At 72.7% G+C, this 16,405-nt stretch carries 10 protein-coding genes; 4 read left to right on the forward strand and 6 right to left on the reverse strand.

Annotated elements, in window-relative coordinates; all coding sequences use genetic code 11:
- Positions 1-48 precede the first annotated feature (48 nt).
- Genes gatB through gatC form a run of 3 tightly spaced genes read right to left on the reverse strand, consistent with a single transcriptional unit; the run spans position 49 to position 3,394 of the window.
- A complete protein-coding gene (gatB, locus tag EI169_RS09480) occupies positions 49-1,563 on the reverse strand; it encodes an Asp-tRNA(Asn)/Glu-tRNA(Gln) amidotransferase subunit GatB (RefSeq protein ID WP_125132098.1) in 1,515 nt (504 codons plus the stop codon).
- A complete protein-coding gene (gatA, locus tag EI169_RS09485) occupies positions 1,563-3,098 on the reverse strand; it encodes an Asp-tRNA(Asn)/Glu-tRNA(Gln) amidotransferase subunit GatA (protein WP_125132099.1) in 1,536 nt (511 codons plus the stop codon). Before gatA ends, gatB begins: the two co-directional genes overlap by 1 nt.
- On the reverse strand, positions 3,095-3,394 hold the full coding sequence (gene gatC / locus EI169_RS09490) for an Asp-tRNA(Asn)/Glu-tRNA(Gln) amidotransferase subunit GatC (protein ID WP_125132100.1): 300 nt from the start codon (positions 3,392-3,394) through the stop codon (positions 3,095-3,097). Before gatC ends, gatA begins: the two co-directional genes overlap by 4 nt.
- A 51-nt stretch (positions 3,395-3,445) precedes the next feature.
- On the opposite strand from gatC, the gene EI169_RS09495 reads away from it, so the two are divergent.
- Positions 3,446-5,134 (forward strand): long-chain-fatty-acid--CoA ligase, encoded by a 1,689-nt coding sequence (locus tag EI169_RS09495; protein ID WP_125132101.1) that lies wholly within the window; start codon positions 3,446-3,448, stop codon positions 5,132-5,134.
- Positions 5,135-5,153: 19 nt separating this feature from the next.
- On the opposite strand, the gene ligA is transcribed toward EI169_RS09495, so the two are convergent.
- The 3 genes from ligA to EI169_RS09510 form a co-directional block, all read right to left on the reverse strand.
- Positions 5,154-7,553 carry an NAD-dependent DNA ligase LigA gene (gene ligA / locus EI169_RS09500; RefSeq protein WP_240640393.1) on the reverse strand — a complete coding sequence of 800 codons (2,400 nt, stop codon included), beginning with the start codon at positions 7,551-7,553 and terminating at the stop codon, positions 5,154-5,156.
- A 65-nt stretch (positions 7,554-7,618) separates the two neighbouring features.
- Positions 7,619-8,713, reverse strand: coding sequence for a tRNA 2-thiouridine(34) synthase MnmA (gene mnmA / locus EI169_RS09505; protein WP_125132102.1), 1,095 nt, complete (start codon positions 8,711-8,713; stop codon positions 7,619-7,621).
- 34 nt (positions 8,714-8,747) lie between these two features.
- A complete protein-coding gene (locus EI169_RS09510) occupies positions 8,748-9,926 on the reverse strand; it encodes a cysteine desulfurase family protein (RefSeq protein WP_125132103.1) in 1,179 nt (392 codons plus the stop codon).
- Positions 9,927-9,975: 49 nt separating this feature from the next.
- On the opposite strand from EI169_RS09510, the gene glgX reads away from it, so the two are divergent.
- The 3 genes from glgX (at position 9,976) to glgB (ending at position 16,386) form a co-directional block, all read left to right on the forward strand.
- Positions 9,976-12,063: a glycogen debranching protein GlgX gene (gene glgX, locus EI169_RS09515; protein ID WP_125132104.1), complete on the forward strand. Its 2,088-nt coding sequence runs from the start codon at positions 9,976-9,978 to the stop codon at positions 12,061-12,063.
- A gap of 73 nt (positions 12,064-12,136) precedes the next feature.
- On the forward strand, positions 12,137-14,221 hold the full coding sequence (locus tag EI169_RS09520) for an alpha-1,4-glucan--maltose-1-phosphate maltosyltransferase (RefSeq protein WP_125132105.1): 2,085 nt from the start codon (positions 12,137-12,139) through the stop codon (positions 14,219-14,221).
- A complete protein-coding gene (gene glgB / locus EI169_RS09525) occupies positions 14,218-16,386 on the forward strand; it encodes a 1,4-alpha-glucan branching protein GlgB (RefSeq protein ID WP_125132106.1) in 2,169 nt (722 codons plus the stop codon). Before EI169_RS09520 ends, glgB begins: the two co-directional genes overlap by 4 nt.
- Positions 16,387-16,405: the final 19 nt, after the last annotated feature.

Here is a 16,405-nt window from a genome sequence, read left to right on the forward strand (position 1 = left end):
GGGTCCATTCTCGCGCGGACCGCCGACATCGACGGCCCGCGCGGGCAGCTACTGCGCGGCGCGCTCGAGGACGAGCTCGCGCACGCGTGCGGCGTCGGCCTGGCCCTTCATGGCCTTCATGACCGCACCGATCACGGCGCCCGCCGCCTGCACCTTGCCGTCGCGGATCTTGGCGAGGACGTCGGGCTGCGCGGCCAGAGCCTCGTCGATCGCGGCACGGAGCGCCCCGTCGTCGGAGACGACCGCGAGGCCCCGGGCGTCGACGACCTCCTGCGGCGTGCCCTCGCCCGCGATCACGCCCTCGAGCACCTGGCGCCCGAGCTTGTCGGTGAGCGTGCCGGCGTCGACGAGCGCCTGCAGCGCCGCGACGCTCTCGGGCGTCACGAGCTCGGCCGGCTCGCGGTCCTGCGCGTTCGCGATGCGGGTGATCTCGCCCGTCCACCACTTGCGCGCCGCGGCGGGCGCGGCCCCCGCGGCGACGGTGGCCTCGACCTCGGCGAGCAGGCCGCCGTTGACGACGTCCTGGAATTCGAGATCGGTGAAGCCCCAGTCCGTCTTCAGGCGCCGCCGACGCGCCGCCGGCGGCTCGGGCAGGGCGGCGCGCAGCTGCTCGATGAGCGCGCTGGACGGCTCCACGGGCAGCAGGTCGGGCTCGGGGAAGTAGCGGTAGTCGTCGGCGTCGGACTTCGGGCGACCGGGCGAGGTCGTCCCGGTGTCCTCGTGCCAGTGCCGCGTCTCCTGCGTGATCGCGCCGCCGGCCGCGAGGATCGCCGCCTGCCGCTGGATCTCGTACCGCACGGCCCGCTCGACCGAGCGCATCGAGTTGACGTTCTTGGTCTCCGTGCGCGTGCCGAGCTTCCCTTGCCCGCGCGGGCGCAGCGAGACGTTGGCGTCGCAGCGGAGGTTGCCGCGCTCGAGGCGCGCCTCGGAGATCCCGAGCGCCCGCACGATGTCGCGGATGGTCGCGACGTAGGCCCTGGCGAGCTCGGGGGCGGAGGCCTCCGCCCCGAAGATCGGCTTGGTCACGATCTCCACGAGCGGCACGCCCGCGCGGTTGTAGTCCACGAGGGAATACTCGGCGCCCTGGATGCGCCCGGTCGCCCCACCCATGTGGGTGAGCTTGCCGGCGTCCTCCTCCATGTGCGCGCGCTCGATCGGCACCGTCACCACGGTGCCGTCGGACAGCTCGACCTCGACCTGCCCGTCGAAGGCGATCGGCTCGTCGTACTGCGAGATCTGGTAGTTCTTGCCGAGGTCGGGGTAGAAGTAGTTCTTCCGCGCGAACCGGCTGGACGGCGCGATCGAGCAGCCGAGGGCGAGGCCGAGGCTGATCGAGGAGCGCACCGCCTCTTCGTTCACGACCGGCAGTGCGCCCGGGAGCCCCATGTCCACCGGAGCGACGAGCGTGTTCGGCTCCGCGCCGTGGTTCTCGCCGTGGGCGGGGTTCGGCGCGCCGGAGAACATCTTCGTGCGCGTGTTCAGCTCGACGTGCACCTCGAACCCGAGCACGGGCTCGAACAGTTCGAGCGCCTTGTCGAAGTCCATCAGCTCGGCCTTGGCCATCACACCGCTCCTTCCGTCGCGCGGGGGGCTTCTCGCAGCGCCGGCAGCCGGTCGAGGAGCGGCCCGCCCCACGTGTCGACGAGGACGCTCTCCAGGGCCGCCCCGACGCGGTACAGCCGCGCGTCCTCGCGGAGCGGGGCGAGGAACTGGATGCCGACGGGCAGGCCGTCCTCCTCCGCGAGCCCCGACGGGATCGAGATGCCGGGGACGCCGGCGAGGTTCGCCGGGATCGTCGTGACATCATTCAGGTACATCTGCAGCGGGTCGTCGAGCTTCTCGCCCAGGCGGAAGGCCGTCGTGGGCGCCGAGGGCGTCGCGATGACGTCGACGTCGGCGAAGGCGTTCGCGAAGTCCTGCTGGATGAGCGTGCGCACCTTCTGGGCGCTGCCGTAGTACGCGTCGTAGTAGCCGGCCGAGAGGGCGTACGTACCCAGGATGATGCGGCGCTTCACCTCGTCGCCGAAGCCGGCTTCGCGCGTGGCGGCCATGACCTCTTCGACGGTGGCCGCGGCGTGCGGGGTCACGCGCATGCCGAAGCGGACCGAGTCGAACTTGGCGAGGTTGCTCGAGGCCTCGGCGGGGAGGATCAGGTAGTACGCCGCGACGCCGTACTCGAAGTGGGGCGCGCTGATCTCGACGATCTCGGCGCCATGCGCCTCCATCGCCGCCAGGGCACTGCGGAACGACGCCGACACGCCCTTTTGGAAGCCGCTCTCGTCGAGCTCGCGGATGACGCCCACCTTGAGGCCGCGGAGCACGTCGCCGCGCGCGCCCTCGCGCGCCGCCTCGGCGAACGACGGCCACGCGTCCGTGAGCGAGGTCGCATCGTGCGGGTCGTGCCCGGCGATCACGTCGTGCAGGAGGCCCGCGTCGAGGACGGTGCGCGTGACCGGCCCGACCTGGTCGAGGCTCGAGGCGAGCGCGATCGCGCCGTAGCGGCTCACGCCGCCGTACGTCGGCTTGATCCCCACGGTCCCCGTCACGTGCGCGGGCTGGCGGATCGATCCGCCCGTGTCGGAGCCGAGCGCGAGCGGCGCCTCGAAGGCGGCCACCGCCGCGGCGGAGCCGCCGCCGGAACCGCCGGGGATGCGCTCGCGGTCCCACGGGTTGCGGGTCGGGCCGTACGCGGAGTGCTCTGTCGACGAGCCCATCGCGAACTCGTCCATGTTCGTCTTGCCGAGCGGCACCAGTCCGGCCGCGCGCGAGCGGGCGACGACGGTCGCGTCGTAGGGCGACATGTAACCCTCGAGGATCCTCGATCCGCTCGTGGAGGGCATGTCGATCGTGACGAGCACGTCCTTGATCGCGAGCGGCACACCCGCGACCGGGCCCAGCTGCTCCCCCGCCGCGCGACGGCGGTCGACGTCGGCGGCGACCTCCAGCGCGCCGGCGTTGACGTGGAGGAACGCGTGCAGGTCGCCGTCGACGGCCGCGATGCGGTCGAGGTGGGCGCGAGTGGCCTCGACGCTGGAGACCTCGCCGGCGGCGAGGGCTCCGGCGAGGTCGGCGGCGCTCAGGCGCGTGAGGTCGCTCACTGCTCCTCCCCCAGGATCGCGGTGACGCGGAAGCGGTCGTCCGTCGCATCCGGCGCGTTCTGCAGCGCCTGCGCGCGCGTGAGGACGTCGCCCGGCTCGTCGGCGCGGAAGACGTTGGCGAGCGGGACCGGGTGGCTGGTGGCCGGGACGTCGGGGGTCGCGACCTCGGAGACCTTGGCGATGTTGTCGACGATGACGTCGAGCTGGCCGGTGAGGCGCGTCACCTCCTCGTCGCTCAGCTGGATCCGGGCGAGCACGCCGAGATGGCGCACGAGATCGGGGGTGATTTCAGACACCCTTCGATCCTAGTTCGGCCGGCCGCCGACCCCCGGCCGTAGGCTGGCGCGGTGACGACCTTCGAGCCGCCTCGACCGTGGACCGCCAGCTACGCCGACGGCGTCCCCGAAGACCTCGGCCCCATCGAGGGGTCGCTCGTCGACATCGTCGACGCCTCCGCGCGCGACTACCCGGATGCGCCGGCGCTGCAGTTCTTCGGCCGCGAGACGACGTACCGCTCGCTCCACGAGCAGATCGAGCGCGCCGCGGCGGGGCTGCGCGCGCAGGGCGTGCGAGCCGGCGACCCCGTCGCCATCGTGCTCCCCAACTGCCCGCAGCACATCGTCGCGTTCTATGCGGTGCTGCGCCTGGGCGCCATCGTGGTCGAGCACAACCCGCTCTACACGGCGCGGGAGCTGCGCAAGCAGTTCGAGGATCACGGCGCACGCCACGCGATCGTGTGGAGCAAGGTCGTCCGCACGATCCAGGACTTCCCGGCCGACCTGCGGGTGGACACGCTCGTCTCGATCGACGTGACCCGCGCGATGCCGCTGCCCACGCGCGTCGCGCTGCGCCTCCCCGTCGCCAAGGCGCGGGAGTCGCGCGCCGCGCTGCACGCGCGCGTGACGGGCACCGTCACGTGGGAGCAGCTGCTGCGCTCCGAGCGCCTCCCGGCGTCGCATCCGCGCCCGCGCACCGACGATCTCGCCATCATCCAGTACACGAGCGGCACGACGGGCACCCCCAAGGGCGCCGCGCTCACGCACCGCAACCTCGCCGCCAATGCGGCCCAGGCCCGTGCGTGGGTCCCCGAGATCCGTCGCGGCAACGGATGCGTCGTGTACGCCGTGCTGCCGATGTTCCACGCCTACGGGCTCACCCTGTGCCTGACGTTCGCGATGTCGATGGGGGCACGGCTCGTGCTGTTCCCCCGGTTCGACCCCGACATGGTGCTCACGGTGACGAAGCGGCATCCGGCCACGTTCCTGCCGCTCGTGCCCCCGATCGCCGAGCGGCTGCTCGCGGCGTCGGAGGCGCGGGGCATCCCGCTCGCGGGCACGCGCATCGCGATCTCCGGTGCCATGGCGCTGCCGCACGACCTCGTCGTGCCGTTCGAAGCCGCCTCCGGCGGATATCTCGTCGAGGGGTACGGCCTGAGCGAGTGCTCCCCCGTGCTCATGGCGAACCCGGTCGCCGACAATCGGGTGCCCGGCACGGTGGGCCTTCCCCTCCCCGGCACCGAGTGCCGCGTCGTCGATCCCGACGACCCGCGGCGCGACGTCGCGCCGGGGTCGGCGGGCGAGCTGCTCGTCCGCGGACCGCAGGTGTTCTCCGGCTACTACGGCAAGCCCGAGGAGACCGAGGAGGTCTTCGTCGACGGCTGGTTCCGCACCGGTGACATCGTAACGATCGACGAGGCCGGGTTCGTCCGCATCGTCGACCGGATCAAGGAGCTCATCATCACGGGCGGGTTCAACGTCGCCCCCACCGAGGTCGAGAACGTGCTGCGCCAGCACCCGCGCGTCGCCGACGTCGCGGTCGTCGGGCTCCCGAGCGCCCACTCGGGAGAGGAGGTCGTGGCCGCGGTGGTGCCCGAGGGCGACGGCGGGCTCGACGTCGACGACGTGCGCGCGTTCGCCCGCGGCATCCTGACGCCGTACAAGGTGCCGCGGCGCATCGTCGTGGTGGACGAGCTGCCGCGCTCGCTCATCGGCAAGGTGCTGCGCCGTCAGGTGCGGGAGCAGCTCCTCGCCGACTGACCCCGCCAGACGCGCGCTGTCAGCCGGCGTCGGGGTCCAGGGCGTCGAGCGCCGCGGGGCCCTCGGTCACGAGGATGTGGAACTGCGCGGCGTCGATGATCCGAATGCCGAGCTCCTCCGCCTTCGCGAGCTTGGAGCCGGCGCCCGGCCCCGCCGCGACGAAGTCGGTCTTCTTCGACACGCTCGAGGCGGCCTTGCCGCCGGCCTTGAGGATCGCCTCCTGGGCTCCCTCGCGCGAATAGCCCTCGAGCGAGCCGGTCGCCACGACCGTGAGGCCCGACAGCACGCCGCCGGCCTCGGCCGCGGCCCCGGGACCGGGGTGCCCCGGGATCGCGAACCGCACGCCGGCGGCCTGCCAGCGCTCGACGATCTCGCGGTGCCAGTCGACGGCGAACCAGTCGATGACGGCGTCGGCGATGATCCCGCCGACGCCCTCGACGGCGGCCAGCTCGTCGCGCGAGGCCGAACGGATCGCGTCGAGCGAGCCGAACCACCGCGCGAGCGCCCGCGCGGCCACGGGGCCGACATGGCGGATGTTGAGCGCGACGAGCAGGCGCCACAGGTCCTTGGTCTTCGCCTTGTCGAGCTCCGCGATCAGGCGGACCGCCTGCTCGGACGGCAGCACCTCGCGGTGGTCCTTGCGGATGCCGCGCCGGCGGCGCTCCGCCGCGCCCAGCGCCTCCGTCCCCGGCGGGTACGTCGCCGGTCCGAGCTTCTGGAACGGCGCGCGGCGGACGAGCTCCCCCGTGTTCTCGTCGATCTTCTTCTCACCGGTCTCGGAGTCGCGGACGACGACCTCGATCGGGACGAGCTGCTCGACCGTGAGCTCGAACAGCCCGGCCTCGGTGTCGAGCGGCGGTCGCTCGGGCACCTCCGGCTGCGTCAGCGCGGCGGCGGTCACCTCGCCGAGCGCCTCGATGTCGAGCGCTCCGCGCGATCCGATGTGCTCGACGCGGCCGCGCACCTGCGCGGGGCACGAGCGCGCGTTGGGGCAGCGCAGATCGATGTCGCCCTCCTTCGCGGGGGCCAGGGGCGTCCCGCATTCGGGGCACCGCTCGGGCATGACGAAGGCGCGCTCGGTGCCGTCGCGCAGCTCGGCGACGGGCCCGAGCACCTCGGGGATGACGTCGCCGGCCTTGCGCAGCACGACCGTGTCGCCGATGAGCACGCCCTTGGCCTTGACGACGTCCTGGTTGTGCAGCGTCGCCTGGCGGACGACCGAGCCGGCGACGCGCACGGGGGCCATGACCGCGAAGGGCGTGGCCCGTCCGGTGCGCCCGACCGACACGACGATGTCGAGCAGCTTCGTGTTGACCTGCTCGGGCGGGTACTTGTATGCGATGGCCCAGCGCGGCGCGCGGCTGGTCGCGCCCAGCTCGTCGTGCAGCGCGAGCTCGTCGACCTTCACGACGATGCCGTCCAGCTCGTGCTCGACGTCGTGGCGGTGCTCGCCGTAGTGCGCCACGTAGCCGAGCACGCCGTCGATGTCGTCGAACGTGCGGGAGTACGGGCTGGTCGGCAGACCCCACTCGGCGAGCAGGCCGTACACCTCGCTCTGCGACGCGACCGGCGGCGCCGGCCACGCCCCGATGCCGTGGACGAGCAGGCGCAGCGAGTCCAGCCGTGCCTGACCGGCCTCGAGCTCGAGCCCGTCCTTCTTGTCCAGCTGCTGGCGCAGTCCCCCGCTCGCGGCGTTGCGAGGGTTCGCGAACGCCGGGAAGCGCCGCTCCGCGCTCAGCGTCGCCTTCGCCTCGTCGAAGCCGCGCCCACGGGCTCGGGCCTCCTCGATGACGCGCTCGCGCATGCGGGCCTGGAGGGCGTTCAGCTCGTCGAACGCGGCGACGGGGATGTAGACCTCGCCGCGCACCTCGACGATCGGCGGATGCCCCGTGCCGGCCAGGCGCGTCGGGATGCCGTGGACGCGCACCGCGTTGACCGTGACGTCCTCGCCGATGCGTCCGTCGCCACGCGTCGCCGCGGAGGTGAGCACGCCGCCCTCGTACCGCAGGCTGATCGCGAGACCGTCGATCTTGAGCTCGGTGAGCCAGCGGACGCGACGCCCCGCCGCGGACTGCGCCTTCTCGCACCATTCGCGCAGCTCGTCGGGGCTGAAGACGTTGTCCAGGCTCAGCATGCGCTCGGCGTGCTCGACCGGCGCGAACATCGTCGTCGAGGCCGCCCCGACGCTCAGCGTCGGCGAGTCCTGGCTCTGCAGCTCGGGGAAGAGCCGTTCGAGCTCTTCGAGGCGTCGCATCCAGCCGTCGTAGGTGGCGTCGTCGACGAGCTCGGCGTTGCGGCCGTAGTACGCGTCGCGAGCGGCGAGGATCCGCTCGGTGAGGTCCGCCGCCTCGGCGCGGGCCTCGTCGAGGCCGAGACCTGCCGGGCCGAGGTCGTCGTCGATCGCTTCCGCATCCGTCACGCACGTCAGTCTAGGGACGCCCTCCGACCTCGCCCGGGCCTTGACCGCGGCGCGCGCGACCGCGCTCAGCCGACGGGGACGGCCGAGACGGTGCGGTCGATCGTGAACTGCCCGATGACGCGCGTGTCGTCGTAGAGCACCGCGGTCTGCCCCGGCGCGACGCCGTCGAACGGCGCGTCGGGCCGCACGTGCAGGGCGCCGCCCTCGAGGCGGGCGGACGCCGGGACGGGGTCGGCGTGCGCGCGGATCTGCACGTGGCACGCGAACGTCCCGTGCGCCGGCGCTCGACCGGCCCACGTGAACCGCTCCCCCGCGATCTCGGCCGTCGCGAGGGCCTCCTTCGGGCCGACCACGACGGTGTTGGACACCGGGCGCACCTCGAGCACGAAGCGCGGCTTGCCGTCGGGCGCCGGCACGCCGAGCGACAGGCCCCGGCGCTGCCCGACCGTGAACGCGTGGGCACCCTCGTGCGTGCCGACGACGGCGCCGTGGCGGTCGAGGATCGGCCCCCGCTCGGCGCCGACGCGCTCGGCGAGCCAGCCGCGCGTGTCGCCGTCGGGGATGAAGCAGATGTCGTGGCTGTCGGGCTTGTGCGCGACGGTGAGGCCGCGGGCCTCCGCCTCGGCGCGCACGAGCGCCTTGGAGGGCGTGGCGCCCAGCGGGAAGTACGTGTGGCCGAGCTGCTCGGCCGTCAGCACGCCCAGGACGTAGGACTGGTCCTTGGCCGCATCCGACGCCCGGTGCAGCTCGCGCCCCTCGGGGCCGTCGACGAGGGTCGCGTAGTGGCCCGTGCACACGGCGTCGAAGCCGAGCTCGAGCGCGCGCTCGAGGAGCGCGGCGAACTTGATCCGCTCGTTGCAGCGCATGCACGGGTTGGGGGTGCGACCGGCGCGGTACTCGGCGACGAAGTCGTCGATCACGTCGTCGCGGAAGCGCTCGGAGAAGTCCCACACGTAGAACGGGATGCCGAGGCGATCGGCGGCGCGACGGGCGTCCATCGCGTCCTCGATCGTGCAGCAGCCGCGGCTGCCCGCGCGCAGCGTCCCGCCCGCGCGGGAGAGCGCCAGATGCACGCCGACGACGTCGTGGCCCGCGTCGACGGCGCGCGCGGCGGCGACGGCGGAGTCCACTCCGCCGCTCATGGCCGCCAGGATGCGCATCCGCCCAGTCTACGAGCGACCGCGCGCGGCCCGCTCAGCGGGCGGCGCGGGCGGATGCGGCGGCGGCGCGCGCATACGCGTCGGGCAGGGCGCGCAGCACGGCGTCGACGTCGGCGTCGGTCGACGTGCGACCGAGCGTGAGCCGCAGCACCGAGCGCGCCTCGCGCTCGGTGCGGCCGAGGGCGAGCACCACGTGCGAGGGCTCGGCGACACCGGCCTGGCACGCCGATCCGGTCGATACGGCCACGCCGTGCTGGTCGAGGAGGAACAGCAGCGTCTCGCCCGCCGCATCCGGGAACAGCACGTGGACGTTGCCGGGGATCCGCGCGAGCGGGTCGCCGAGCAGCTCCGCTGCGGGGACGGCCTCGCGGATGCCGCGCCACAGCCTGTCCGCGAGGGCGGTCAGCCGGTCGGACTCGGCCTCGCGCTCGGCCTCCGCGAGACGCGCGGCGACGGCGAACGCCTGCGCACCCGCGACGTCCTGCGTGCCCGCGCGCAGCCCGCGCTGCTGACCGCCGCCGTGCAGGAGCGGCGCGAGGCGCGCCGAGCGCGCCACGACGAGCGCGCCGACCCCGACGGGCGCGCCGACCTTGTGCGCCGACACGCTCAGCGCGACGAGCCCGGCCCCCGCCGGCGCATCCCCGCGCCACGGGCGGAAGGTCACCGGCACGTGCCCCAGGGCCGAGACGGCGTCCAGATGCAGCGGCACGCGCGCGGTCGCGGCGAGCGCCGCGAGACGGCCGGCGTCCTGCACGGTGCCGACCTCGTTGTTCGCCACGAGCGCCGTCGCCAGGGCAGCCCCGTCGAGCGCGTCGCCGAAGGCCTCGGCGTCGATGCGGCCGACGGCGTCCAGCGACACCGCGCGCACGCGCGCCCTCTCCGACGCCGCGAGCCCCGCGACGGCGTCCAGGGTCGCGTGGTGCTCGCCGTCGGGCAGCACGATCGCGTCGGCGCAGGCGGCGCGCGCCGCCCACAGCCCCTTCACGGCCGTGTTCACCGCCTCGGTGCCGCCGGAGGTGAAGACGACCTCGACGGGGTCGCACCGCAGCGTCTCGGCGAGGCTCTCGCGCGCCTCCTCCAGCAGCCGCCGCGCGGCCTGTCCGGCGCCGTGGATCGAGGACGCGTTGCCGGCCACGACGGTCGCGGCGAGCCACGCGTCACGGGCCTCGTCGCGCAGCGGCGACGTGGCGGCGTGGTCGAGGTAGACCGTCATGCGCCCTCCCGTCACACGCCCGACACGACCCGTAACTATCGTAGTTCGCATGCCCGGAACGGAGTCCTCGACCGCGCTCACCGCGACGGCCGGCCTGCTCGACCCCCGCCTCGACGATCTCGGCGTGCGCCTCGGGCCGGACGGCGGCACGCTGCGGGTCTGGTCGGGCGCCGCCGAAGCGCTCGAGCTCGTCGTCTTCGACGACGCCGACCTCGACTGGGCGGTCGAGCGCCTGCCGATGGTCCCCCGCGACGGCGGCGTGTGGGAGGTGACGACACCGCTGCTGCGCCCCGGCGCGCGCTACGCCGTGCGGGCCGACGGTCCGCACGGGCCGGGCAACACCTTCAACCGCGAGTCGCTGCTGCTGGATCCCTACGCGCGCGGACTCGTGGCCGCCGACCACGGCGGGTACCGCTCCGCCGTCGTGGACGGATCCTTCGACTGGGGCGGCGTGAGCAAGCCGCGCATCCCGCTCGATCGCACCGTGATCTACGAGGGGCACCTGAAGGGCCTGTCCAAGCGCCATCCGGCGGTGCCGCCGGCGCTGCACGGCACGTACGCCGGACTCGCGCACCCCGCGATGATCGAGCACTTCCTCGCACTGGGGATCACCTCGATCGAGCTCCTGCCCGTCCACGCGTTCGCGACCGAGCCGCGCCTGCTGCAGCTCGGTCTCGCGAACTACTGGGGATACAACTCGCTGGGCTTCTTCGCGCCGCACGCGCCCTACGCGACGGCCGACGCGCGCCGCGAGGGCCCCGAGGCGGTGCTGCGGGAGTTCAAGGGCATGGTGCGGCTGCTGCACGAGGCGGGTCTCGAGGTGATCCTCGACGTCGTCTACAACCACACCGCCGAGGAGGGCATCGGCGGCCCGCGCTCGTCGCTGCGGGGCCTGGACAACCGCGCCTACTACCGGCAGACCGACGAGGGCGCGTACATCGACGTCACCGGGTGCGGCAACGCCGTGAACACCGCGACGGACGCGGCGGCGCGCCTCGTGCTCGACTCGCTGCGGTACTGGGCGAACGACGTGCAGATCGACGGGTTCCGGTTCGACCTGGCCGCGACGCTGGGCCGCGACGCGTCGCACACGTTCGACCCGGAGCATCCGCTGCTGCGCGCGATCGTCGAGGACCCGGCGCTGGAGGGCGTGAAGAAGATCGCCGAGCCGTGGGACGTCGGGCTGGGCGGCTGGCAGACCGGCAACTTCGGCGAGGGCTGGGTGGAGTGGAACGACCGCTACCGCGACCGCGTCCGCAACTTCTGGCTGAGCGACATCGACTACGCGCGGCGCGCCGATGCTCCCCCGGTCGGGATCGGCGGCTTCGCGACGCGCCTCGCCGGCTCGTCCAACACGTTCAGCACCGAGCGGGGGCCCCTCGCCGGCGTCAACTTCGTGACCGCCCACGACGGCTTCACGCTCAACGACCTGGTGTCGTACGACGTCAAGCACAACCTCGGCAACGGCGAGCACGGCCGCGACGGCGCCGACACGAATCGCTCGTTCAACCACGGCGCCGAGGGACCCACGCCCGACCAGCAGATCCTGGCCGTGCGCCGCAAGGCGATGCGCAACCTCCTCGGCACGCTGCTGCTGTCGGCGGGCATCCCGATGCTCACGGCCGGCGACGAGACCGGCCGCACGCAGCGCGGCAACAACAACGCGTACTGCCACGACTCGCCGCTGACGTGGCTGTCGTGGGACCACGCGCCCTGGCAGCGCGATCTCCTCGCACACGTGCAGCGGCTCACGCGGCTGCGCGCCGAGAACCCCGCACTGCGCCCCATCCGCTTCGCGCGCCTGGGCGAGCACACGCCGTCCGCGTCGGTCATGGAGTGGTACGACGAGAACGGCGAGACGATGTCGGGCGAGCGCTGGACCGATCCCGCCCACCGCACGCTCCAGTACGTCGCCACCTCCACGCCCGAGCGCGAGGAGCGCAACCGCATCCTGCTCATGATCCACGGCGTCGAGTCGCCCACCGAGGTGACCCTGCCGACACTCGAGGAGGCCACCGGATTCGTGTCGCTGTGGTCGAGCGCCGACGAAGCGCCCGCGGACGAGGAGACCCCTCACGGCCCGGGCGAGGTCATCCCCCTCCCCGGCACCTCGATGCGGCTCTTCCGCGTCGTCTGACCCCTCGCGGCCCGGTTGTCAACGGCCGCGTCCGCGCCTGCGCGGGCGAGAGGCCGCGGGGTAGGTTCGGAGCGTGGCCTCTCCGACGCGACCCTCAGCCCCCCGTCCGTGGCGCAGCGGCAGTGCGATCCCGGTGCGCGCGGCGGTGCCGACGCCGCACGACGGCACCGTCACGCCGCGCATCCCCGTCGCTCTGCCGCACCCGTCCGTGCCCGACGGACGCTTCCGCCCGAGCGCCTACGTCGAGGAGGCGGTGCCGTTCACGGTCACCGCGTTCCGCGAGGGCCACGACATCATCGGCGTGCACGTGCGCCTCTTCTCGCCCGGCGGCGACGAGTCGCTGCACCGTCTGACGGCGCTCGGCGACGGCTTCGACCGCTGGAGCACGCTCGTCGTGCCGCTCGAGCAGGGCGTGTGGCGGTTCCGATTCGAGGCCTTCGCCGACGATTTCGCGACGTGGCAGCATGCCGCGGAGATCAAGATCGCCGCGCGCATCGACACCGCCGTCATGCGCGAGAGCGGTGCGATCCTGTTCGACCGCGCGGCCGCGGAGAAGGACCGCCCGCGCCCCGAGCGCACCGCGCTGGCCGCGGCCGCTGCGCGGCTGCGCGACGTGGACGTGTCGGATGCGGACGCCCTGACGATCGTCGAGGACGAGGGCATCGCCCGCTTCTTCCACGACCGGCCTCTCCGCACCCTCGTGACCGTCGACGACGACCGCGAGCTGCTCGTCGAGCGCCGGCGCGCCGGCGTCGGCGCGTGGTACGAGTTCTTCCCGCGCTCGGAGGGCGCCAAGCGCTTCAAGGACGGGACCGTCAAGAGCGGCACGTTCCGCACCGCGGCCAAGCGGCTCCCCGGCGTCGCGGGCATGGGCTTCGACGTGGTCTACCTGCCGCCGATCCATCCCATCGGGCGGACCAACCGCAAGGGCCGCAACAACACCCTCACCGCCGAGCCCGGCGACCCCGGGTCGCCGTACGCGATCGGCTCGGCGGAGGGCGGGCACGACGCGATCCACCCCGACCTCGGCACGCTCGCGGACTTCCGCGCGTTCGTCCGCGCCGCCCGCGCGGCCGGCCTCGAGGTGGCGCTCGACGTCGCGATTAACGCGTCCCCCGACCACCCGTGGGTGACGGAGCATCCGGAGTGGTTCACGCAGCTGCCCGACGGGTCGATCGCCTTCGCGGAGAACCCGCCGAAGAAGTACCAGGACATCTACCCGCCCAACTTCGACAACGATCCCGCGGGCATCTACGCCGAGATCCTCCGCATCATCCGCCACTGGATCGCGCAGGGCGTGAAGATCTTCCGCGTCGACAACCCGCACACCAAGCCGCTGCGGTTCTGGGAGTGGCTCATCGCGACCGTCAACGCGGAAGACCCGGACGTCATCTTCCTCTCGGAGGCGTTCACCCGTCCCGCGGTCATGCGCGCGCTCGCGATGGCGGGCTTCCAGCAGAGCTACACCTACTTCACGTGGCGCAACACGAAGGAGGAGCTCGAGGAGTTCTTCACCTCGATCTCGCATGAGACGAGCGACTACATGCGCCCGAACTTCTTCGTGAACACGCACGACATCCTCACGGAGTACCTCCAGTTCGGCGGGCGGCCCGCCTATAAGGTGCGCGCGGCCCTCGCCGCGACGGCCTCGCCGACGTGGGGCGTGTACGCCGGGTACGAGCTGTACGAGAACGTCGCGCGGCCGGGCTCCGAGGAGAACATCGACAACGAGAAGTACGAGTACAAATTCCGCGACTGGGAGGGGGCCGAAGAGCGCGGCGAATCCCTCGCGCCGTATTTGCGGATGCTGAACCGCGTGCGCAGCGAGCACCCCGCGCTCGCCCAGCTGCGGAACCTGTCGGTGCACTGGAGCGACGACGACTCGATCCTCGTGTACTCCAAGCACCTCGACGCGGAGCTGACCGGCACCGGCCGCGCCGACACGATCATCGTCGTCGCCAACGTCGACCCGCACTCGGTGCGCGAGACGATGGTCCACCTCGACACGCGTGTGTGGGGCGTGGAGCCCGGCACCCCCTACGAGGTCGAAGACCTCGTCACCGGAGCGGTCTGGACGTGGGGCGAGCACAACTTCGTGCGCCTCGACGCGTTCGCCGAACCCGTGCACATCCTCGCCGTGAAGGAGCAGCAGCGATGACCGACAACGCCCGACCCGACACGGGTCTGCTCGAGGCCGTCGCCGGCGGCAGCCACCACGACCCGCACGCTGTGCTGGGTCTCCACCGCGATGCGGACGGCTGGATCATCCGCGCGCGCCGGCCCCTCGCCGCATCCGTGACCGCCGACCTCGCGGACGGCACGACGGTGCCGCTCGCGCACGTGCACGCGGGCATCTGGGAGGGGCGTGTGGCGGCACCGGGCCGCTACACGCTCACCGCGACGTACGAGGGCGGGCCCGACCACACCGCCGACGACCCCTACCGTCACACTCCGAGCATCGGCGAGCTCGACCTGCATCTCATCGCGGAAGGCCGGCACGAGGAGCTGTGGCGCGTGCTCGGGGCGCACGTGCGCACGCTCGACGGCTCGGCGGGGGTCGCGTTCACGGTGTGGGCGCCGGATGCCCGCGCCGTCCGCGTCGCCGGAGACTTCAACGGCTGGGACGGCCAGGCGCACGCGATGCGCTCGATGGGCGGCAGCGGGGTGTGGGAGCTGTTCGTCCCGGGTCTCGGCGACGGCGAGACGTACAAGTTCCAGATCCTCACGCGCAGCGGCGAGTGGATCCTCAAGGCCGACCCGATGGCGCGCTTCGCGGAGCAGCCGCCGGCCACGGCGTCGGTCGTCACGTCATCCGCGTACACGTGGGGCGACGACGCGTGGATGGCGCAGCGCGCGAAGACCCAGCCGGTGTCGGCGCCGATGTCGGTGTACGAGCTGCACTTCGGCTCGTGGCGGCCCGGCCTGTCGTACCGCGACGCCGCCGACCCGCTCATCGAGTACGTCACGGCGCAGGGATTCACGCACGTCGAGTTCCTCCCCCTCGCCGAGCACCCGTTCGGCGGATCGTGGGGCTACCAGGTCACCGGCTACTACGCGCCCACGAGCCGGTTCGGAGCGCCCGACGACCTGCGCTATCTGATCGACCGCCTGCACCAGGCCGGCATCGGCGTGATCATGGACTGGGTGCCCGGCCACTTCCCCAAAGACGCCTTCGCGCTGGCCCGCTTCGACGGCGAGGCGCTCTACGAGCACCCCGACCCGCGGCGCGGCGAGCACAAGGACTGGGGAACGCTCATCTTCGACTACGGGCGCAACGAGGTGCGCAACTTCCTCGTCGCGAACGCGCTGTACTGGCTCGAAGAGTTCCACGTCGACGGCCTCCGCGTCGACGCCGTGGCGTCGATGCTGTACCTGGACTACTCCCGCAACGAGGGCGAGTGGGTGCCGAACCAGTACGGCGGACGGGAGAACCTCGAGGCCATCCGGTTCCTGCAGGAGGTCAACGCGACCGCCTACAAGCGCTACCCGGGCATCGCGATGATCGCCGAGGAGTCGACGAGCTTCCCGGGCGTCACGGCGCCCACGAGCCAGGCCGGACTCGGATTCGGGTTCAAGTGGAACATGGGCTGGATGAACGACTCGCTCCAGTACATCTCCCGCGACCCGCTGTACCGGTCGCACCACGAGGGCGAGCTGTCGTTCTCGTTCGTCTACGCGTTCAGCGAGAACTACGTCCTCCCCATCAGCCACGACGAGGTCGTGCACGGGAAGGGGAGCCTGTTCAACCGCATGCCCGGCGACCACTGGCAGAAGCTCGCGAACATGCGGGCGTACCTGGCGTACATGTGGGGCCACCCCGGCAAGCAGCTGCTGTTCATGGGGCAGGAGTTCGGGCAGATGTCCGAGTGGTCCGAGGGCCGGGGCCTGGACTGGTGGATGCTCGATCAGCCCTCGCACGCGCAGCTGCAGTCCTTCGTCGCCGCGATGAACCGCGCGTACGTCGCGCAGGCGGCGCTGTGGTCGCGCGACTCCGACGGCCAGGCATTCAACCGTCTGGGCGCGCCGCAGTGGAACCCCAACGTGCAGGCGTTCGCGCGTCGCGACTGGCACGGGAACACCGTCGCGATCGTGTGCAACTTCTCCGGTGAACCCATCTCGCACTTCGAGCTGATCCTGCCGGAGGCGGGCGTGTGGGAGGAGATCCTCAACAGCGACGCCGTGGAGTACGGCGGATCGGGCGTCGGCAACCTCGGCGTCGTGCAGGCGGCCGCCGACGGACACGCGACGCTCGCCCTACCGCCGCTGGGGACGCTGTGGCTGCATCACCGCACCGACGCGCACGTCCCCCGCACCGCCGGCTGACCCCGCGGGCTGCGTGAAT

Source organism: Microbacterium sp. 10M-3C3 (genome assembly GCF_003931875.1).
Lineage (GTDB): Bacteria > Actinomycetota > Actinomycetes > Actinomycetales > Microbacteriaceae > Microbacterium.